This window comes from Pseudomonas sp. MEJ086 (assembly GCF_030209025.1).
GTDB lineage: Bacteria > Pseudomonadota > Gammaproteobacteria > Pseudomonadales > Pseudomonadaceae > Aquipseudomonas > Aquipseudomonas fulva_A.
Map to the genome: position 1 here is coordinate 127,549 of NZ_JARVSV010000004.1, position 19,431 is coordinate 146,979.

General features: G+C 59.0%; 16 protein-coding genes and 3 tRNA genes. 13 read left to right on the top strand and 6 right to left on the bottom strand.

The window, feature by feature from the left end:
• Window positions 1-251: 251 nt before the first annotated feature.
• On the bottom strand, window positions 252-689 hold the full coding sequence (locus QRN22_RS02395; RefSeq protein ID WP_052493819.1) for a DUF192 domain-containing protein: 438 nt from the start codon (window positions 687-689) through the stop codon (window positions 252-254).
• A 176-nt stretch (window positions 690-865) separates the two neighbouring features.
• On the opposite strand from QRN22_RS02395, the gene QRN22_RS02400 reads away from it, so the two are divergent.
• The gene (locus QRN22_RS02400; protein WP_042554696.1) at window positions 866-2,449 is read left to right on the top strand and encodes a peptide chain release factor 3; all 1,584 of its coding nucleotides are present in this window, start codon (window positions 866-868) and stop codon (window positions 2,447-2,449) included.
• 830 nt (window positions 2,450-3,279) lie between these two features.
• On the opposite strand, the gene QRN22_RS02405 is transcribed toward QRN22_RS02400, so the two are convergent.
• The gene (locus tag QRN22_RS02405) at window positions 3,280-4,668 is read right to left on the bottom strand and encodes an O-antigen ligase family protein (protein WP_082045824.1); all 1,389 of its coding nucleotides are present in this window, start codon (window positions 4,666-4,668) and stop codon (window positions 3,280-3,282) included.
• 161 nt (window positions 4,669-4,829) lie between these two features.
• Window positions 4,830-5,276, bottom strand: a complete 447-nt coding sequence (locus QRN22_RS02410; RefSeq protein ID WP_042554695.1) for a pilin — start codon at window positions 5,274-5,276, stop codon at window positions 4,830-4,832.
• 260 nt (window positions 5,277-5,536) lie between these two features.
• On the opposite strand from QRN22_RS02410, the gene pilB reads away from it, so the two are divergent.
• The 8 genes from pilB (at window position 5,537) to QRN22_RS02445 (ending at window position 12,749) form a co-directional block, all read left to right on the top strand.
• A complete protein-coding gene (gene pilB / locus QRN22_RS02415) occupies window positions 5,537-7,240 on the top strand; it encodes a type IV-A pilus assembly ATPase PilB (protein ID WP_042554694.1) in 1,704 nt (567 codons plus the stop codon).
• 2 nt (window positions 7,241-7,242) lie between these two features.
• On the top strand, window positions 7,243-8,463 hold the full coding sequence (locus QRN22_RS02420; RefSeq protein WP_042554693.1) for a type II secretion system F family protein: 1,221 nt from the start codon (window positions 7,243-7,245) through the stop codon (window positions 8,461-8,463).
• Window positions 8,464-8,466: 3 nt separating this feature from the next.
• The gene (locus QRN22_RS02425; RefSeq protein ID WP_042554692.1) at window positions 8,467-9,339 is read left to right on the top strand and encodes a prepilin peptidase; all 873 of its coding nucleotides are present in this window, start codon (window positions 8,467-8,469) and stop codon (window positions 9,337-9,339) included.
• 380 nt (window positions 9,340-9,719) lie between these two features.
• Entirely contained in the window at window positions 9,720-10,328 is a 609-nt protein-coding gene (gene coaE / locus QRN22_RS02430; RefSeq protein ID WP_042554691.1) for a dephospho-CoA kinase, read from the top strand.
• Complete coding sequence (gene yacG / locus QRN22_RS02435) at window positions 10,325-10,525, top strand: DNA gyrase inhibitor YacG (protein ID WP_042554690.1); 201 nt, start codon at window positions 10,325-10,327, stop codon at window positions 10,523-10,525. The genes coaE and yacG overlap by 4 nt, the downstream gene beginning before the upstream one ends.
• A gap of 163 nt (window positions 10,526-10,688) precedes the next feature.
• On the top strand, window positions 10,689-11,195 hold the full coding sequence (locus QRN22_RS02440) for an MOSC domain-containing protein (protein ID WP_042554689.1): 507 nt from the start codon (window positions 10,689-10,691) through the stop codon (window positions 11,193-11,195).
• An 85-nt stretch (window positions 11,196-11,280) separates the two neighbouring features.
• Complete coding sequence (locus QRN22_RS26430; protein ID WP_350310361.1) at window positions 11,281-11,367, top strand: hypothetical protein; 87 nt, start codon at window positions 11,281-11,283, stop codon at window positions 11,365-11,367.
• A gap of 83 nt (window positions 11,368-11,450) precedes the next feature.
• Window positions 11,451-12,749, top strand: a complete 1,299-nt coding sequence (locus QRN22_RS02445; protein ID WP_042554688.1) for an NAD(P)/FAD-dependent oxidoreductase — start codon at window positions 11,451-11,453, stop codon at window positions 12,747-12,749.
• Between the two features lie 182 nt (window positions 12,750-12,931).
• Here QRN22_RS02445 and QRN22_RS02450 read toward each other — a convergent pair.
• The 3 genes from QRN22_RS02450 to QRN22_RS02460 all read right to left on the bottom strand — a co-directional run bounded on the left by QRN22_RS02450 (window position 12,932) and on the right by QRN22_RS02460 (window position 13,174).
• Window positions 12,932-13,007 (bottom strand) — tRNA-Lys (locus QRN22_RS02450).
• 5 nt (window positions 13,008-13,012) lie between these two features.
• A tRNA-Pro gene (locus tag QRN22_RS02455) sits at window positions 13,013-13,089 on the bottom strand.
• A 9-nt stretch (window positions 13,090-13,098) separates the two neighbouring features.
• A tRNA-Asn gene (locus QRN22_RS02460) sits at window positions 13,099-13,174 on the bottom strand.
• A gap of 209 nt (window positions 13,175-13,383) precedes the next feature.
• Between QRN22_RS02460 and QRN22_RS02465 the strand changes: the two genes are divergently transcribed.
• The 4 genes from QRN22_RS02465 to QRN22_RS02480 all read left to right on the top strand — a co-directional run bounded on the left by QRN22_RS02465 (window position 13,384) and on the right by QRN22_RS02480 (window position 19,352).
• Window positions 13,384-15,678: a DUF1631 domain-containing protein gene (locus QRN22_RS02465; protein WP_042554687.1), complete on the top strand. Its 2,295-nt coding sequence runs from the start codon at window positions 13,384-13,386 to the stop codon at window positions 15,676-15,678.
• Window positions 15,679-15,687: 9 nt separating this feature from the next.
• Window positions 15,688-16,032 (top strand): PilZ domain-containing protein, encoded by a 345-nt coding sequence (locus tag QRN22_RS02470; protein WP_042554686.1) that lies wholly within the window; start codon window positions 15,688-15,690, stop codon window positions 16,030-16,032.
• Between the two features lie 150 nt (window positions 16,033-16,182).
• Entirely contained in the window at window positions 16,183-17,034 is an 852-nt protein-coding gene (gene fdhD, locus QRN22_RS02475; protein WP_042554685.1) for a formate dehydrogenase accessory sulfurtransferase FdhD, read from the top strand.
• Complete coding sequence (locus QRN22_RS02480) at window positions 17,031-19,352, top strand: FdhF/YdeP family oxidoreductase (protein WP_042554684.1); 2,322 nt, start codon at window positions 17,031-17,033, stop codon at window positions 19,350-19,352. The genes fdhD and QRN22_RS02480 overlap by 4 nt, the downstream gene beginning before the upstream one ends.
• Window positions 19,353-19,431 lie beyond the last annotated feature (79 nt).

The following is a 19,431-nucleotide window of genomic DNA, read 5'->3' on the forward strand; positions in this document are numbered from 1 at the left end:
TGGAATTGGCCTCCCGTGCAGGAGCGCGCCCTCGGCGCGAAACGATTGCAGCCTTGCCGCTACATCGGCGTTGCCCGCACGATTCGCCGCGGGGGCGCGGTTCCCACAACATTGAGAGCGCGAGATGGACGTGTGGCACCGTTCACGTAGGAGCGTCGCCCTCGGCGCGAAACGATTGCAGCCTTGCCGCTACATCGGCGTTGCCCGCACGATTCGCCGCGAGGGCGCGACTCCTACACGTTAGGCTGCCTTTATCCGGAATCTGCGCAGTCGATCCTGACGCGACTCCCAACCACAACACCAAGTGCATCGAAGCCGCCCTTGCCCACCTCGACGATGTAGCGCACCGGCTCCTTCGAGCCATGCCGCTGCAGGCTGTAGGGCTGCATATCGACCACTCTGCGCACCATGCCGCGAGCATCGATGAAGGCCGCCGAGAGTGCCACGCGGGTGTCTTTCATCCACAGCTCGCGAATCCCTTCCTCCGGCCAGGCGAAGAGCATGCCGCTGCCGATGTCGTCACGGGCGGACAACCCCAGCGTACGCGCCTCGGCCGTGGCAGCGAGCGGCAAGCCCAGCGTGGAGCCATTGGGGAAGTCGACGCGACACTCGGGTAACTGCGCAAGGGCCGCCGAGGAGACAAGCACGAGGGCGCCAACCATGATGCTGCGCAAAAACAAGACGGCCATGAGAGACCTCTAACCTGAACAAGGGGTGTGATCCTACCGACAACGACTACCTCTCGACACCCGGGAGGCGATCCGTGGCTGACAGGAGATGCCCCAGCGCCGCAGCATTTACCGCTATAATCGCGCATTTTTCCGGGCCCACGGGCCCGCCAACGCTTTCAAGCAGGCACGCATCCATGACCACTCAGGCCGCCGAAGTCGCCAAGCGCCGTACTTTCGCCATCATCTCGCACCCCGACGCCGGTAAAACCACCATCACCGAGAAGCTGCTGCTGATGGGGCAGGCAATCGCCGTGGCCGGTACGGTCAAGTCGCGTAAATCGGACCGCCATGCGACCTCCGACTGGATGGAGATGGAGAAGCAGCGCGGGATTTCCATCACCACCTCGGTGATGCAGTTCCCCTACCGCGAGCACATGGTCAACCTGCTCGACACCCCCGGCCACGAAGACTTCTCCGAGGACACCTACCGTACCCTGACGGCGGTGGACTCGGCGCTTATGGTGCTCGACGGCGGTAAAGGCGTGGAGCCGCGCACCATCGCCCTGATGGACGTCTGCCGACTGCGCGACACGCCGATCGTCAGCTTCATCAACAAGCTCGACCGTGACATCCGTGACCCGATCGAGCTGCTCGACGAGATCGAGGCGGTGTTGAAGATCAAGGCTGCGCCGATTACCTGGCCGATCGGTTGCTACCGCGACTTCAAAGGCGTTTACCACCTCGCCGACGACTACATCATCGTCTACACGCCGGGCCATGGCCACGAGCGCACCGCGACCAAGATCATCGAAAAACTCGACTCCGACGAAGCCCGCGCTCATCTGGGTGACGAGTACGATCGCTTCGTCGAGCAACTCGAACTGGTGCAGGGCGCCTGTCACGAGTTCAACCAGGAAGAGTTCCTCAGCGGCCAGCTGACCCCGGTATTCTTCGGTACCGCGCTGGGCAACTTCGGCGTCGACCATGTGCTCGACGCCGTGGTCGACTGGGCGCCGCGCCCGCTGGCCCGCGTCGCCCACGAGCGCACGGTGGAGCCGGTGGAAGAGAAATTCACCGGTTTCGTGTTCAAGATCCAGGCGAACATGGACCCCAAGCACCGCGACCGCATCGCCTTCATGCGCATCTGCTCGGGCAAGTACGAGAAAGGCATGAAGATGCGCCACGTGCGTACCGGCAAGGACGTGCGCATCGGCGACGCCCTGACCTTCTTCTCTTCCGAGCGGGAAATGCTCGAAGAGGCCTGGGCTGGCGACATCATCGGCCTGCACAACCACGGCACCATCCAGATCGGCGACACTTTCAGCGAAGGCGAGGCACTGGGCTTCACCGGCATCCCGCACTTCGCTCCGGAACTGTTTCGCCGTGTGCGCCTGAAGGACCCACTCAAGTCCAAGCAACTGCGTCAGGGCCTGCAACAGCTCGCCGAAGAAGGCGCCACCCAGGTGTTCTTCCCCGAGCGCAGCAACGACATCATCCTCGGCGCCGTCGGTGTGCTGCAGTTCGACGTGGTCGCCAGCCGCCTGAAGGAGGAATACAAGGTCGAGTGCGGCTACGAGCCGATCACCGTCTGGTCTGCGCGCTGGATCGACTGCAGCGACAAGAAGAAGCTCGAGGAATTCTCCAACAAGGCCGTGGAAAACCTCGCCCTCGACGGCGGCGGCCACCTCACCTACCTGGCGCCGACTCGCGTCAACCTGAGCCTGATGGAAGAGCGCTGGCCGGATGTGAAATTCCGCGCGACACGCGAGCATCATTGATTGGATGTGCCTTCGGTGATACACGGAGTGTAGAGCGTATTAGCCGAAGGCGTAATCCGCCGCGAAATTCGTAACGACGCGAAGCTCAGAAAGCTGAACGCCCACGCAGGATGGGGCGTTCAGTTACAGCAACAAATACGGCAGATTCCCGGCAAACGACGGATTACGCCTTAGGCTAATCCGTCCTACCAGTGCTCCGCCATGCCGACGAAAGTCTTCATCATCCCGAATCTGATGCCCCCAATAACGCCGCTACCAGATGCCCCGCTCGCCTCGGCGGAAACAAACCAGGAACCGGTCTTCGCTCACCGACAAACCACGACAGAAGAAGGTTTTGATCAACAGACAGCGCAGTGGGTAAATCGCATAATTGGCCGGTAACGTCCAGACGCAGTGCATATGATTCAGCAATCCCCCCCAGGCATCGATTACGAACGGATGCTGATGGACGGACCTTGCGCACCGAGTCACGGAGTGGGTCGATATGCCTCACCAGCAAATCGTCACCCCGACGCTCCAGCAGATTGACGGTAAAAAACCATATTGTCCCAGGGGCAAAGGCGCGACGATAGCTTGGCATCCAGGCCACCTTTCCCAATGAAAAAACCAAGCATAGACGAGTGAATCAGGCAAATGTCGCGCGCCGCCAAAACGTAGGCCGTATCGGGGCGCGCAGCCTAGTCGAAGGCATAATCCGCCGCATTATTCGCAGCAACGTGAAACCCAGACAGCAAAACGCCCCATACAAGGCGGGGCGTTCAGTTGCAACGGCGGATAAAGCAAATACGAAATGAATGGCAGGTTATTGTTTCGCCATTCCAATCACAAATTTACTCACCATATCGTTGCATTGGAATCCAGCCTTGCTCCCAAAATCGAGGAGCCCATCCGACAGGATTTTCTCTCAAATAAGACTCTTCGGTTGCGGGCAGTACTGGCGCTTCCCTTACAAGAACCATTACCAGAACGATAACTACTGGAATGCTCAATATAGAAAGCACAAAGCGCTGCCTAATCCCAGCCACCAAAGGGCTGGCCCAGCGCGAGAACGCTACACCTGCCAATATGGCCAGCCACATTTCGGTATAAGGCATTACAAAGACTCCGTCCACTTGGGCCAATAAAAGGCCACTAACCAGCGCAGTCCATAGTCCTACGTCCTCATACTCAAATTTTTCGCTACGCAGCACGCGCCCCCCTGCAAAAAGCCCACGACCCACTAGGAAAAAAGCTAAAACCGTTGAAAATACGCCCCACTCGGATAACCATTGGAGTAAAACTTGGTGAGGGTGAGCTGCAACGGGATTATATGTAGCTGAAAAATGCATAGGCCCAATACCTAGCCACACATTGTCGACAGCAATTTCCCAAGAAAGCATCCAAATCAAATCACGACTGGACAGACCGGCACGCAGTCCGTCATGTAACCAAGGAACTATATCGAACCAAGAGGGGATCGTAAAAAAAAGAACTACGAAAACGAAAAAACCTAATAATGCAGCAAAAGCCTGAACCAATAAAAACACCCAGAATCTTCGAAAAAAAATAAAAACAAAAATATGGCTGAATACAGTTGCCGCCCACATACCACGCCCACCTAAGACATAAGAGACACACCAGTGAAGCACTAGTACAACCATAAGAATAGCGGCCACTTTGTAGCGGCATCGCGAAAAAAAGCGTGCAATTAAAAAAGCCAACACAGGCAAAAGAACAACTTGAAACTGACCAAAAAATCTCGGATTCGAAAAGCCACCAACTAAAACATCAGCATGCAAAATATTGATACCGCTAATAAAGGCAGACACATAGCTGACCAAGAATTGAAAAACCTGAACAATACCGACAAACACCATGCAACCGAATATAGCAACCCTGACAGAGCTACGCTGCGCAAGCCCACTGATTACAACGAATGCAATAAACAATGCGAGGCATCGTCCCCACTCCTTAAGCGCCCATTCTGGCCAACTCGCACGAGCAGAGGATATCAAGCCAAAAACAGCAATAACAATAATAAGACTCAATGCATACCCAGGCAACCTGCGCTGAGCCGAACAACACACTGCCGGAATAATAGCAAGTAAAAAAAACAGCTGTGCGACACGCTGCTGATCATGCCAACCATAGAAGCCAAAATTAAAAAGCGCACTAATTGAAAAAATAAAAAGACACAAAATAAAGGAGCTTTCCAAAAGCCCCCGTCTCTCATACAACATGAGCACTAACCCCTTCGTACACCACCCAAAAGCGCTAAACAGTAATCAATCACACGCCAGAAATTTAACACGGCACCAAAAATACAGTAAACGCAAACACCTCAACGAAACTTGTCACATAAAAAAAGCCCCGCATTTGCGGGGCCATTACAGCATAGAGATTAAGAGCTAGTGCAGTTAGTGGCGTACTGAGCGGCCACAGTTGTCACACAAGCCCAGCTACCTGTAGAAGCGGTGTATGTGTAGGTAACAGTTTTGGCATTGAGGTTAGTATTAGCACCCGCAAAAGTATAGGTCAGGGTATAGTTAGCTGCGTTAGCGGCAGCCGCCGGCGCAACTACAGCACCATACTTACCAGTCAGCTGAACGCCGAGGGAGTTAGTGGTAGCATTAGGGTTGCCGGTTGATGCGACAATAGCCTGCCCTTGATCAACTTTCTCTTGAACGGCAGTGCGAGCACCACCGAGAAGAGTGTGGGCCTCAGAGAATTGAGAGCGCGCGATATAGTTTTGATACTGAGGAATAGCAATTGCCGCCAGAATACCGATGATAGCAACAACAATCATCAATTCAATCAGTGTGAAACCCTTTTGCATTTGAGCTTTCATGTAACTCTCCAGTCATTAAGTGTCAGGCAGACAAGCCTATTGGTCATTAAGCAGAAGGCGTGCCAACACAGAAAACCCTCAAGAACACGGTGAAACCTGCGAATTTGCTCACAAAGCGCAATTTCCTGCGCTAGCAATGTCATGTACCCACATCGCGATTCTCCGCAACTTGTGACACTTTTCGTCACTTGGATACCGGCTATTTGGCAGCAACTGCCATCTGCGCTATAACGCACCCATTCGATATGCGTGAGGTGCCCATGAGTGACAATATTCCCCTTTCCGGCCTAGCCAAGCAGGTGGTACTCGCTGAGCTGCTGGACGAGAAGGCCGCTCAGCAGGCGCAAGCACAGGCCAAGCGTAATAAATTGTCGCTGGTCACCTACCTGGCGCAGAACAAACTTGTAAAAAGCCGGGATCTGGCTGAGCTCGCCGCTGATCAATTTGGCGTGGCCTACTTCGACCTCAATGCGCTGGATAAGGAAAGCCAGCCTAAGGACTTGGTCAGTGAAAAACTGGTGCGCCAACACCGTACCCTGCCTTTATGGCGTCGAGGCAACAAGCTATTCGTTGGTATCTCAGACCCCTCCAATCACCAGGCAGTTACGGACATTCAGTTCAGCACCGGCCTTTCCACCGAAGCCTTGCTGGTGGAAGACGATAAGCTGGGCGATGCCATCGATAAGTTTTTCGATACGGGTCATACCGGTCTGGAAGATATGGACGACGTTGACCTCGACGGCCTGGAAACCGAGTCGGTCGATGATGACAAGAAAGGCGATAGCGTCGGTCAGGATGCCGACGACGCGCCGGTGGTGCGTTTCGTCAACAAGATGCTGCTCGATGCGATAAAAGGTGGCTCGTCCGACCTGCACTTCGAACCTTACGAAAAGTCGTACCGCGTGCGCTTTCGTACCGACGGCATTCTGCACGAAACGGCACGCCCGCCGATTCAATTGGCGCCGCGTATCTCTGCACGTTTGAAAGTCATGGCCGGGCTGGATATTTCCGAGCGACGCAAGCCTCAGGATGGCCGCATCAAGATGAAGATATCCAAGAGCAAGTCCATCGACTTCCGCGTCAACACCCTACCCACCCTGTGGGGTGAAAAGATCGTGATGCGAATTCTTGATTCTTCCAGCGCGCAAATGGGAATCGATGCCCTTGGCTATGAGGAAAGCCAGAAAGATCTGTACATGGCGGCGCTCAAACAACCACAGGGAATGATTCTGGTGACAGGCCCAACGGGATCGGGCAAAACGGTCTCTCTCTACACCGGCCTTAACATCCTCAACACCCCGGACGTGAATATTTCTACAGCGGAAGACCCGGTGGAGATAAACCTAGAAGGCATCAACCAGGTCAACGTCAACCCCAAGCAGGGTATGGACTTCACACAGGCCCTGCGTGCATTCCTGCGCCAAGACCCCGACATCATCATGGTCGGCGAGATTCGCGACCTGGACACGGCCTCAATCGCCATCAAGGCCGCGCAGACCGGCCATATGGTGATGTCGACCCTGCACACCAACAGCGCAGCGGAAACCTTGACCCGCTTGCGCAATATGGGCGTGCCCTCCTTCAACATCGCCACTTCGGTGAACCTGATCATTGCCCAGCGCCTGGCGCGTAAGCTCTGCAATAGCTGCAAAAAGGAAATGCCGATTCCTGACGAGGCGTTGCTAGAGGAAGGTTTCCCCCAGGAGAAGCTCGGTACCTTCAAGATTTACGGCCCGGTTGGCTGTGAAAATTGCAAGAACGGTTACAAAGGCCGTGTCGGTATTTATGAAGTGGTTAAAAACACGCCAAGCCTGCAGCGGATTATCATGGAGGAAGGCAACTCCATCGATATTTCCATACAGATGCGAAAAGACGGCTTCAACGACCTGCGTACTTCGGCACTGCTGAAGGCCATGCAAGGCGTAACCAGCCTTGAAGAAGTCAACCGCGTGACCAAGGATTAACCATGGCAGCAGCAAAGGCAGCGAAGACCAGCACATTCGTCTGGGAAGGCAAGGATCGAAAGGGCGCGGTGGTCAAGGGTGAACTCAGCGGGCAAAACCCCGCTCTGGTCAAGGCACAGCTGCGCAAGCAAGGTATCAACCCGACCAAAGTGCGAAAAAAAAGCATTTCGCCGTTCGGCGCGGGCAAAAAAATCAAGCCCATGGACATTGCCCTGTTCGCACGGCAGATGGCGACCATGATGAAAGCGGGTGTGCCACTGCTGCAGTCCTTTGACATCATCACGGACGGACTGGAAAACCAGAACATGCGCAAGCTGGTTGATGAAATCAAGCAACATGTAGCAGCAGGTAATAGCTTTGCCTCAGCACTGCGTACCAAACCTCAATATTTCGATGATCTATTCTGCAACTTGGTCGAAGCAGGAGAGCAATCAGGCGCCCTCGAAACGCTATTGGATCGAGTAGCAACCTATAAAGAAAAAACCGAAGCCCTGAAGGCCAAAATCAAAAAGGCGATGAACTATCCGATAGCGGTAGTAGTGGTCGCAGTAATTGTGACATGCATCTTGCTTATCAAAGTAGTTCCGCAATTTCAGGAGGTTTTCTCTAGCTTTGGTGCAGAACTACCTGCATTCACGTTATTCGTTATAGGGATATCGGAGTCGCTACAAGAATGGTGGTTCATATTTGTGATTGTGATGGTCGCGGCAGGGTACGCGTTTATACAAGCTAAGCAACGATCGGAAAAATTCCGTGATGGCCTGGACCGTGCAGTTCTAAAGGCGCCCATTGTCGGCAATATCATCTATAAATCATCAGTGGCGCGCTATGCACGTACGCTTTCTACTACTTTTGCTGCAGGTGTACCTCTGGTTGAAGCCTTGGACTCGGTTGCAGGTGCAACTGGCAACGTGGTTTTCCGCAACGCTGTCTACAAAGTAAAGCAGGATGTAACCAGCGGTATGCAACTGAACTTCTCAATGCGTTCTACGAATACCTTTCCTGCAATGGCTGTACAGATGACAGCAATCGGTGAAGAGTCTGGAGCTCTAGACACGATGCTCGATAAGGTGGCCAGCTATTATGAAGCAGAAGTAGATAATGCCGTAGATGGCCTGACCGCTTTGATGGAGCCGATGATTATGGCTGTACTTGGCGTGCTGGTAGGCGGCCTGATCATCGCCATGTACCTCCCAATCTTCCAACTGGGCTCCGTTGTCTAATCCATGACCGTAATCGACTTCCTGGCCGGCAATACGCCGGCCTTCGTTTTCTGCGCGCTCGTTGTCGGTTTGCTGGTCGGCAGCTTCCTCAACGTCGTGATTCACCGCCTGCCCAAGATGATGTTTCGCGACTGGCGCATTCAGGCGCGTGAGGTGCTGGAGCTGCCGGCAGAGCCCGAGGGTGAGACTTACAATCTGGTACTTCCCCACTCCAGTTGCCCGCACTGCAAGCATGAAATCCGCCCGTGGGAGAACATCCCAGTTGTCAGTTACCTTTTTCTGCGTGGCAAGTGCTCTGGCTGCAAGGCGAAGATAAGCCTGCGCTATCCGCTGGCCGAGCTAATCTGCGGGCTGTTGTCGGCGTATGTCGCCTGGCATTTCGGCTTCGGTTGGCAGGGCGCTGGCATGCTGGTGCTGGCCTGGGGGCTGCTGGCGATGAGCCTGATCGATGCTGATCACCAGCTATTGCCGGATTCGCTGGTGCTGCCGCTGTTGTGGTTGGGCCTGATCGCTAACCACTTCGGCTTGTTCACCAGCCTCGAAGAAGCCCTGTGGGGTGCGGTCGCCGGTTACCTGAGCCTCTGGTCGGTGTTCTGGCTGTTCAAGCTGGTCACCGGCAAGGAAGGCATGGGTTATGGCGACTTCAAGCTGCTGGCGATGCTCGGCGCCTGGGGCGGCTGGCAGATTCTGCCGCTGACCATCCTGCTGTCCTCAGTGGTCGGTGCGGTACTCGGCGTGATCATGCTGCGAATGCGTGATGCCAATACCAGCACGCCGATTCCATTCGGGCCCTATCTGGCCATTGCAGGCTTTATCGCGCTGCTGTGGGGCAAGCAGATCACCGACGGTTATTTGCAGTTTGCAGGCTTCAACTAACGCCCGGGCATTGCTTCGAGCAAACCAGGCTGCGGGCCGCTGCGGTGAATGGCCTGGCATCGCCGATAGCGCGGTGAACCTTCATACGCTTCGCGCCGAGGGCGGCGCTCCTACACTTCTGGTGGCGTGTTGCGATTCTGTGGGAGCCGCGCCCCTGCGGCGAATAGGACGGGCAAAATCGATGGTGCGGACAGCGATGCAATCGCCTCGCTTCGCAGCGAATACCGTCTCGGATAGCGCGCCAAGCCTTCGATCTTTTCTCGCCAAGGGCAGCGCTCCTGCAATCGGGGCGCTTGCCAACACGCGGTGCTGATTCGCCACACGCAGGGTCGCTCCTTTACAATTCGCCCCTGATTTCGAATGAGGGGCGCGCGCGCACCATGAAACCCTGGACGCTCGGCCTTACCGGCGGCATTGGCAGTGGCAAGAGCGCGGTTGCCGAGCATTTCGTCGCACTGGGCGTGGACCTGATCGATGCCGACCAGGCCGCGCGCTGGGTGGTGGAGCCTGGCCGCCCCGCCCTGGCCGCCATTGCAGAGCACTTTGGTGCACAGGTTCTGCAGGCCGATGGCCAGTTGAACCGTTCGGCCCTGCGCGCACGGATCTTCGCGGATCCCGCGCAGCGCCGCTGGCTGGAGAGTCTGCTGCACCCGTTGATCGCTGAGGAGGTTGCGCAGTTCCTGGCCAATGCGAAATCGCCCTATGCGATCCTGGTGTCGCCACTGCTGATCGAATCCGGGCAGTACAAACTGACGCAACGCGTGCTGGTGATCGACGTCCCCGAGCGGCTGCAGATCGAGCGCACCATGCGCCGCGATCGGCTGTCAGCTGAACAGGTGCAGGCGATTCTGGCCGTTCAGGCGACCCGCGAAGAGCGCTTGCGCCATGCCGATGACGTGCTGACCAATGATCGCGACCTGGCCTGGGCGCGAAGCGAAGTCGAGCGCCTGCATGCCTTTTACCTGACCTTGAATGGAGGCCAACCATGAGCACACCTACCCTCGTCGCCTGCCCGACCTGCGCCGCCCCCGTTGAATGGGGCCCGCAGAGCCCGAGCCGGCCGTTCTGCTCCGAGCGCTGCAAGCTGATCGATCTCGGCGCCTGGGCCTCGGAAGAGCACGCGATTCCGGGTAACGAACTGGAAGATGACCTTTTCTCCGAAGATCTGCCGCCTAGCCGGCACTGACAGCTGCCGATTGCTTCGGACCACTTGCAACCGCCTGCCAGATGAAGGGCGGTCCGACTTCCAGGCCGGCGATTTTCGTCAGCGTGATCGATGATCGTTGCGGCGACCGGAGAGGCCCGCCCATCGGTTGAGGAAACCGCTAGTGAAACCCCACGGGAACACCATGAGCCCTCTGCAAACCCTCCTCGCCACGGTGCCGCAGCAAGGGCAGGTGCGCTGGATCGGCGTGCGTCCGCAGTCACGTGGCGAGATGCTCGCCCTGGACGCAGTGGAAGCGCGCCGTGAAGCCGGCCTCACCGGAGATCATGCGCGCCCCGGGCCACGTAACGCGCGGCAGGTCACGCTGATCCAGTGGGAGCACCTGGCCGTGGTCAGCGCCCTGCTGGGGCGCGATCCCGAACGCGCGATAAGACCGGAAGATCTGCGGCGCAATATCGCCATCAGCGGCATCAACCTGTTCAGCCTCAAGGGTCGCCGCTTTCGGATCGGCCAGGCCATTCTGGAAACCACTGGCTGGTGCCAACCCTGCGCACGCCTCGAGGAGCGCCTGGGCCTGGGAACGTTTCAGGCAGTGCGCGGCCACGGCGGCATAACCGCACGAGTGCTGCAGGGCGGCGTCATCCGCCTGAGCGACTCGCTCGAGGTCGAGCCTCTGGAGCGATTCGAGTAGCGCCAGAGCACTCCATGTCGCGCTCCGTGCACAGTGGCACCCTGCTAGACTGAGCGCATTGTGGGAGCGGTGACTGCCCTGTCGATTGAACCTTGGTGATCAACGTCGAGTCGATGAATACCTGAGTGCCCCTCGGCATCGCTGCGCACGTCGGCTCGACCTGCCCTGCTGAGCCGCCCTCCCGAGTCGCCTGGTGCTATGAGCCTTCGCTCGCCCGGACTCGACACCGATTTTTTAGCCTTGTGAGAAGTATCGATGACCCATCGAATCGTAATTGTCGGCGGTGGTGCCGGCGGCCTGGAACTCGCCACCCGCCTGGGGAGAACCCTCGGCAAACGTGGCAAAGCGCATATCACGCTGGCCGACGCCAACCTGACCCACATCTGGAAACCGCTGCTGCATGAAGTGGCTGCTGGCTCGCTGAACTCCACGGAGAACGAGCTCAACTACGTTGCCCAGGCCAAATGGAACCATTTCGAATTCCAGCTTGGCCGCATGAGCGGCCTGGATCGCGAACGCAAGACCATCCAGCTTGCGGCGACTCTGGATGAAGACAACCGCGAACTGGTGCCCGCACGCGAACTCGCCTACGACTCGCTGGTGATCGCGGTAGGCAGCACGACCAATGACTTCGGCACGGAGGGAGCGGCCAACCACTGCATCTTCCTGGATACCCGTGAACAGGCCGAGCGCTTCCACCGCAAGATGCTCAGCCATTATCTGCGCGCCCATGCAGGCAATGGCGACAACGACCAGATCAGCGTTGCCATCGTCGGCGCCGGCGCCACCGGCGTGGAACTGGCTGCGGAGCTGCACCACGCTGCCCACGAACTGGCGGCCTACGGCCTGGATCGTATCCGCCCCGAAAACATGCGCATCACCCTGATCGAGGCAGGCCCACGCGTGCTGCCAGCGCTGCCGGAGCGCATCAGCGCACCCGTGCACCGTACCCTGCAGAAGCTCGGCGTGAACGTGATGACCAATGCCGCGGTGAAGGAGGTCACGGCTGACGGCCTGCTGACCGCCAACGGCGAACAGATTCCGGCCAGCCTCAAGGTGTGGGCAGCGGGCATCCGTGCGCCAGCGTTTCTCAAGGATCTGGATGGCCTGGAGAGCAATCGCATCAATCAACTGGTCGTCACATCGACCCTGCAGACCACGCGCGACGAGAACATCTTCGCCTTCGGCGACTGCGCAGCCTGCCCGATGGGCGATGGCAGCGAACGCAATGTACCGCCTCGCGCGCAGGCCGCTCACCAGCAAGCCTCGTTGCTGGTCAAATCGCTTGCGCTGCGCCTTCAGAATCAGCCGCTGCCGACATACGCCTACAAGGATTACGGCTCGCTGATCTCGCTGTCGAGCTTTAGCGCCGTCGGCAATCTGATGGGTAACCTGATGGGCAGCGTGAAGCTGGAGGGGTGGCTTGCGCGGATGTTCTACGTGTCGCTGTATCGCATGCACCAGATGGCGCTTTATGGCCCATTCCGCACGTTGCTGCTGATGCTCAGCGACCGTATCGGCCGCAGCACCGATCCGCGACTCAAGCTGCACTGATTCCAAGGACAGCCTGTCGTAAGGTGGACGGCGCTTGACCCGTCCACCACTCTGCAAGCGCAATGGTGGATGGAAAAAGCGTCAGCTACGCCCCCATCCACCATACGGGGAGCAGGACGCTGCCGCCAGAAAGCAAAAAACCCGCTCTAGGCGGGTTTTTTACTCTCAAGCAGTGCTTGAAATGGTGGGTCGTGTAGGATTCGAACCTACGACCAATTGGTTAAAAGCCAACTGCTCTACCAACTGAGCTAACGACCCAAAAATGGTCGGGGTGAGGGGATTCGAACTCCTGACATCCTGCTCCCAAAGCAGGCGCGCTACCGGACTGCGCTACACCCCGAAGAAAGATTGGCTCCGCGACCTGGACTCGAACCAGGGACCCAATGATTAACAGTCATTTGCTCTACCGACTGAGCTATCGCGGAACTATGCTTCTTTCAGTCTCTGTTACTAGCTTTTGGCTTTCGCCATTTGCCGCTGCAGAGGCGCGCCATTTTACGGTTCCGCGAACACATGTCAACCCCCTAAATTGCTTTTATGACAATGCTTTGCGAAAGAATGGCCAATTGCTATACCTTCACCGCATACCTGCACTGTTCGAAGCACCACGGTGAGGTTTCAATCAGGATTACAGATGACCACTCAGGGCACGCCGCCGACACCACCAAACGGCTCGCGCACACTGGCAAGCCGAGGCATCCAACCCCGCTTCAGTGAGCTGGGGCAGAGCTGCCGCAAGATGGTGCTCAATCATCTGGCGGATAATCTGCAGCGCACCTTCGCCCAGGTCGATGACACCCTTTTCCAGTGCGCGGAGAAAGCCGAGAACAATCAGGTGCAGGCATTGTTCTTCGACAACATGCGCAGCATCCGCAAACTGCGCCCGCAGATCGAACGCCACTATCACCTCAGCATCTCTCAGGGCATTGCCGACTTTCTCGACGGCAAGCGGGTAGCAACCACGACATCGCCCACTGATATGCATGCCGAGGACATGGCCCTGGTACAGACCGAGGATTACGAAGAGATCCTTCAGGTGACCAATATGGCCAGCCGCGTTCAGGCCCGCTGCGCCCAGGCATTGTTCGCGCTGGAGCAGCGCCTGGCCCTGCTCAATAACGGCCAGCCGCTGCCGGAAGGCAGCAACCCGATCGCGCCGAAAACCATCGCCCAGGCTTTTCTGGGCGCACTGGCTCCCTGTGGGCTGACGCTACAGATAAAGCTGGTGCTGTATGGCCTGTTCGATAAACAACTCATGCACGAACTGGACAAGCTGTATGACGCGCTCAATCAGCGCCTCATAGATGCCGGCGTGCTGCCCAACCTGAAATACACCGCCACGCGCTCGGCGCAGACAGCTCGTGCGCCTGCGCAGCCCGAGGCGGCACGGCAGCAGACCCGCAGCAACGTGACCGATGAGCCCGCGCTGCCCGATCTGGATGCCGCGCCGCCTGCCGACCTGAATCAGCTGGTCGACGGTGTCAGCGCCCTGCTCGCCGAGTACCGCAAGCACCAGAGCGCACTCAGCCTGCTCAGCGGCACGCCCAGCATGGCCAGTTTCGCGCCAGAGGGGGCGAGGCGTACCTACGATGCGGGTGAGTTACTGGCGGCGCTCAATCGCATGCAGCAGACCTCCGCCAGCGAACTGGCCCTGCGCCTGGAACACCCCCTGCAGGTCGCCGGGCTGAAGGCTGACCTGCAACGACAACTGGCCAGCCACAGCGAGGATCCGCAGCAGCACCGCCTGGGCAATCGTGAAACCGATGTCATCGACCTGGTCGGCATGCTGTTCGATTTCATTCTCGATGACGACAATCTGCCTCAGCCCTACAAGGTCGCGCTCTCCCACCTGCATACGCCGTACTTGAAAGTGGCATTGCTGGACAAGGCACTGTTCACCCGCCAGCACCACCCGGCGCGCAAGCTGATCAACGCCATGGCCAAGGCTGGCGTGCTCTACGGCGCAGTGGATGAAACCCATGGCCTGCTGGCCAAGGTGCACTGGGTGGTGAAGCAGGTGATTCAGCACTTCACGGGCGACCTGCACCTATTCGACGAGTTGTTCAGCGAGTTCAGCGAGTTCACGGGCACGCTCAAGCAACGCGTCGACCTGCAGGAACGCCGTGCCGTGGAAACCGCCAAGGGCCGCGACAAGCTACTTGGCGCACGACACACCGCCGCTCAGGTCATCGCGCAAAGCCTGGCCAAACGCTCGCCGCCGCCGATCATTCGCCACTTCCTCGAACGCACCTGGATCGACGTGCTGGTATTCATTCAACTGCGCCACGGCCCAACCAGCAGCGAGTGGCAGCGCGCCAGCGAAGCCGCCGAGCAACTGGCCTGGAGCGGTACGCCACTCGATGCGGCGCAACGGGACCACCTGCAGCGGGTACGCGTCGAGATGCTCGAAGCGCTACGCAAAGGCCTGATGCTGCTGGGCGGCTATCACGAAGACGATATCCGCCGCCTGTTGCAGGACCTGGTCGCCTGCCAGCACGCCGTGCAAGCGGGCCAACCGGGGATCGCCTCAGGGCTTGCGTTGCCGCCCAGCCCAAGTCAGTTAGGCGCGATGCTGGGAGACGATGCCGCGCTCCTCGACCCGACCCTGGCCAACGCACCACTGTCGCAGGGTGGCATGCGCCTGGTGGGTGATCTGGAAAAAATCGAGTTCGGCACCTGGTTCGAATTCATCGAAGGCGATAGACGGCAGACGCTGAAGCTGTCCTGGTACAGCCCCACGACCCACAACTACATGTTCGTCGACCTCAACGGACAGCGTGCCGCGGTCAAGTCGATCAGCCAGTTGGCCCTGGAAATGGAACAGGGTACGGCACGCCTCAGCAAACCGGACCGCGCGGCGCCCATGGTCGATCGTGCGTTGACCGCCGTTTATCGCGTTCTGCAGCAACTCACCGGCCGCAATCAATGAGGTTCGTGTATGGATGATCGTCGTCAGCATGCCCGTTACCAGGCCACGTCACTGCTTGAAGTTTTCGAACAGCACAGCGGCCGCTACCTCGGCCGTGTCGCCGACATTTCCAGCGATGGACTCATGCTCTGCAGCCCAACGTCTCAGCCTGCCGATACCCTGGTGGAATGCCAGCTGGTGTGCCAGACGCCGCTCAACGGCGTGGGCGAGCTGCACTTCATCGGAGACTGCCTGTGGAGCCGCGAGGGCGAGCCAGGCCAGCAATGCTGGGCGGGTTACCGCATCATCGATATCGATCAGCACAACACCGAGGCGCTGAACGCCGTCCTGCGGCACTTCCAGGCTCATACCTGATCTTCCGACCCGGGCCGGAAAGCCCGATTGCAGAGCCCGACCCGCCTGACCGATAGACAGCATCGATCAAGACATCGGCAACAGCGATTAGACGCATACTGGCCAAGGGCCTACGCTTCTCTGTGTCAATCCGCCGCAGGGGAGCTTGCCGTGCCCCGGTCAGCCGAGATATCCAGCACTTCCGACGTTATCGCACCAGCTGCCGCGCAGCCGGAGAGCTACGCCTACGCGGAGCTCGGCAACCCAGAGACCGGCGACTGCGCCGTCCTGGCTCAGGAGAGTGCGCTGGCCATCAGCTACAACGGCATCAGTTATGCCGTGATGATGGTGTCGCCCACAGCAGTGGAGGACTTCATCGCCGGTTTCAGCCTCAGCAGTGCAGTGGTCGACTCCATCGACGATATTTATGACATTCGTTTGCGTCATATCGGCGCGGCGATCAATGCCGAAGTAGAAATAAGCAGCCGCGCATTCTGGGCAATGAAGCAACAGCGTCGGCAGCTGGCCGGAAGCAGTGGCTGCGGCCTGTGCGGCGTGGAAGCCCTCGACCAGGCCCTGCCGCAATTGACCACCCTGGCCAAGGCCGAGCTGCCCGACCCCGCTCACCTGGTCAACCTGCGCGAGCGGATCGCCGCCGTTCAGGACCTGGCCCGCCGCAGTGGTGCCCTGCATGCCGCCCTGTATGTCGATGGCAGTGGCGAGATACGCGCCTGCCGTGAAGACATCGGCCGGCACAACGCGCTGGACAAGCTGATCGGCGCCCTGCTGCGCGAACACCTCGATGTTCGCCAGGGCTTTGCGGTGGTAACCAGCCGTTGCAGCCTGGAATTGATTCACAAGGCGGTCAGAGCCGGCCTCGGCAATCTGGTCAGCCTTTCGGCACCGACCGCCCTCACCGTGCAGTGGGCGCGCCGGCACAACCTCAACCTGATCCATCTGCCCCACCACAGCGCGCCCCGGGTCTACAGCCCCGCGCCGCCTGCAAGAGAAGAACAGCCATGAGCCTGCAACCCGTTAACCCGCGTTACAAACCCTATAAAGGCGCTGCCGCCGGTTGGGGTGCGCTGATCAGCGTCACCCAGTTCTGGCTGGACAGCAAACAGCCGTTCAAGAACCTGCGTGCGCTGCTCAAGACCAACCAGAACGGCGGCTTCGACTGCCCGGGCTGTGCCTGGGGCGACTCCCCGGAAGACGGCCGCATCAAGTTCTGCGAGAACGGTGCCAAGGCAGTCAACTGGGAAGCCACCAAACGCCGCGTCGACGCGAAGTTCTTCGCCAAGTACAGCGTCAGCCAGTTGCGTGAACAGAGCGACTACTGGCTCGAGTATCAGGGCCGACTGACCGAGCCGATGCGTTACGACGCAAGCACCGATCGCTACGTGCCGACCTCCTGGGACGACGCTTTCAGCCTGATCGCCAAACACCTGAAGAACCTCGAAAGCCCGAACCAGGCCGAGTTCTACACCTCCGGCCGGGCCAGCAACGAAGCGGCGTTCCTGTATCAGTTGTTCGTTCGCGCGTTCGGCACCAACAACTTCCCCGACTGCTCGAACATGTGCCACGAAGCCAGCGGTGTCGCGCTGATCCAGAGCGTCGGCATTGGCAAGGGCAGCGTGACCTTCGCGGACTTCGAACACGCCGATGCCATCTTCGTGCTCGGCCAGAATCCGGGCACCAACCACCCGCGCATGCTCGAGCCGCTGCGTGAGGCGGTGAAACGTGGCGCCCAGGTGGTGGCCTTCAACCCGCTGAAAGAGCGTGGCCTGGAGCGTTTCCAGCACCCACAACATGCCCTGGAAATGCTTACCAACGGTTCCGAGCCGCTGAACACCGCATTCTTCCGCCCGGCTCTCGGCGGCGACATGGCGGCGCTGCGGGGTATCGCCAAATTCCTGCTGCAGTGGGAGCGCGAAGCGGTCGCCAAGGGTGACAAGCCGGTCTTCGACCACGCCTTCATCGCCGAACATACCGATGGCGTCGATGCCTACCTGGCGGTGCTCGATGAAACCTCCTGGGAATCGCTGGTCGAGCAGTCCGGCCTGACCCTGGAAGACATCGAGCAGGCCGCCCTGATGTACCGCCGCGCCGACAAGGTGATCATGTGCTGGGCGATGGGTATCACCCAGCACTTGCACTCGGTGGCGACCATCCAGGAAATCGTCAACCTGCAACTGCTGCGCGGCAACCTTGGCCGCCCTGGCGCGGGCCTGTGCCCGGTACGTGGCCACAGCAACGTGCAGGGTGACCGCACCATGGGCATCAATGATCGCCCACCGGTGCTGCTGCTCGACAACATCGAGAAGCGCTTCCAGTTCAAGGTGCCCCGCGAAAACGGTCACAATACCGTGGAAGCGATCAACGCCATGGTCGATGGCCAGGCCAAGGTGTTCATCGCCCTGGGTGGCAACTTCGCCCAGGCCACGCCTGACAGCCCACGCACGCATCAGGCACTGCAGAACTGCGAGCTGACCGTGCAGATCAGCACCAAGCTCAACCGCAGCCACCTGACCACCGGTACCGACGCACTGATCCTGCCGTGCCTCGGCCGTACCGACATCGACGTTCAGGCCAACGGCCCGCAAGCGGTGACCGTGGAGGATTCGTTCAGCATGATCCACGCCTCCAACGGCCAGCTCGATCCGCTGTCGAAGGAAATGCGTTCCGAACCGGCCATCGTTGCCGGTATCGCCAAGGCCACCCTGGGCAATCACCCGGTGGACTGGGATGCGATGATCGCCGACTACAGCCGCATCCGTGAGCTGATTGCCGACACCATCCCCGGCTTCCAGGACTTCAACAACCGCGTACAGCACCCGGGCGGCTTCTACCTGGGTAACTCGGCTGGGGCCCGCCAGTGGAAAACCACCACCGGCAAGGCCAACTTCAAGGCCAACGCCCTGCTCGCCGATCTGCTGCCAGCACAGGTCCGCAACAGCGGCCAGACGCCGGATCTGATCCTGCAGACCATGCGCTCTCACGATCAGTACAACACCACCATCTATGGCCTCGACGACCGCTACCGCGGCGTCCGTGGTCAGCGTGACGTGCTGTTCGTCAACGAGGCCGACCTGACGCGACTGGGCTACAAGCACGGCCAGAAAGTCGACATCACGTCGCTATGGGACGATGGCATCGAGCGCAAGGTCGTCGGCTTCACGCTGCTGGCATTCGACATCCCGGCAGGCCAGGCGGCCGCCTACTACCCGGAAGCCAACCCGTTGGTGCCGCTGGAAAGCGTCGGCCTGGGCAGCCACACGCCGACCTCCAAGTTCGTCGCCATTCGCCTGCACGCGGCGCAGGAAACCGCGCGTATTCTGTAAGCCTTGGCACCGCCCTCCCGCTCCGGCGCATGGCTGGAGCGGGAGGGTGACTGGCTGCGTACGGCATGCCCGATGCATG

What these genes read in the sequence shown, in the direction of transcription:
- QRN22_RS02395 (WP_052493819.1), bottom strand. Translation starts at nt 689, where the DNA reads ATGGCCGTCTTGTTTTTGCGCAGCATCATGGTTGGCGCCCTCGTGCTT.
- QRN22_RS02400 (WP_042554696.1), top strand. Translation starts at nt 866, where the DNA reads ATGACCACTCAGGCCGCCGAAGTCGCCAAGCGCCGTACTTTCGCCATC.
- QRN22_RS02405 (WP_082045824.1), bottom strand. Translation starts at nt 4,668, where the DNA reads ATGTTGTATGAGAGACGGGGGCTTTTGGAAAGCTCCTTTATTTTGTGT.
- QRN22_RS02410 (WP_042554695.1), bottom strand. Translation starts at nt 5,276, where the DNA reads ATGAAAGCTCAAATGCAAAAGGGTTTCACACTGATTGAATTGATGATT.
- pilB (WP_042554694.1), top strand. Translation starts at nt 5,537, where the DNA reads ATGAGTGACAATATTCCCCTTTCCGGCCTAGCCAAGCAGGTGGTACTC.
- QRN22_RS02420 (WP_042554693.1), top strand. Translation starts at nt 7,243, where the DNA reads ATGGCAGCAGCAAAGGCAGCGAAGACCAGCACATTCGTCTGGGAAGGC.
- QRN22_RS02425 (WP_042554692.1), top strand. Translation starts at nt 8,467, where the DNA reads ATGACCGTAATCGACTTCCTGGCCGGCAATACGCCGGCCTTCGTTTTC.
- coaE (WP_042554691.1), top strand. Translation starts at nt 9,720, where the DNA reads ATGAAACCCTGGACGCTCGGCCTTACCGGCGGCATTGGCAGTGGCAAG.
- yacG (WP_042554690.1), top strand. Translation starts at nt 10,325, where the DNA reads ATGAGCACACCTACCCTCGTCGCCTGCCCGACCTGCGCCGCCCCCGTT.
- QRN22_RS02440 (WP_042554689.1), top strand. Translation starts at nt 10,689, where the DNA reads ATGAGCCCTCTGCAAACCCTCCTCGCCACGGTGCCGCAGCAAGGGCAG.
- QRN22_RS02445 (WP_042554688.1), top strand. Translation starts at nt 11,451, where the DNA reads ATGACCCATCGAATCGTAATTGTCGGCGGTGGTGCCGGCGGCCTGGAA.
- QRN22_RS02465 (WP_042554687.1), top strand. Translation starts at nt 13,384, where the DNA reads ATGACCACTCAGGGCACGCCGCCGACACCACCAAACGGCTCGCGCACA.
- QRN22_RS02470 (WP_042554686.1), top strand. Translation starts at nt 15,688, where the DNA reads ATGGATGATCGTCGTCAGCATGCCCGTTACCAGGCCACGTCACTGCTT.
- QRN22_RS02480 (WP_042554684.1), top strand. Translation starts at nt 17,031, where the DNA reads ATGAGCCTGCAACCCGTTAACCCGCGTTACAAACCCTATAAAGGCGCT.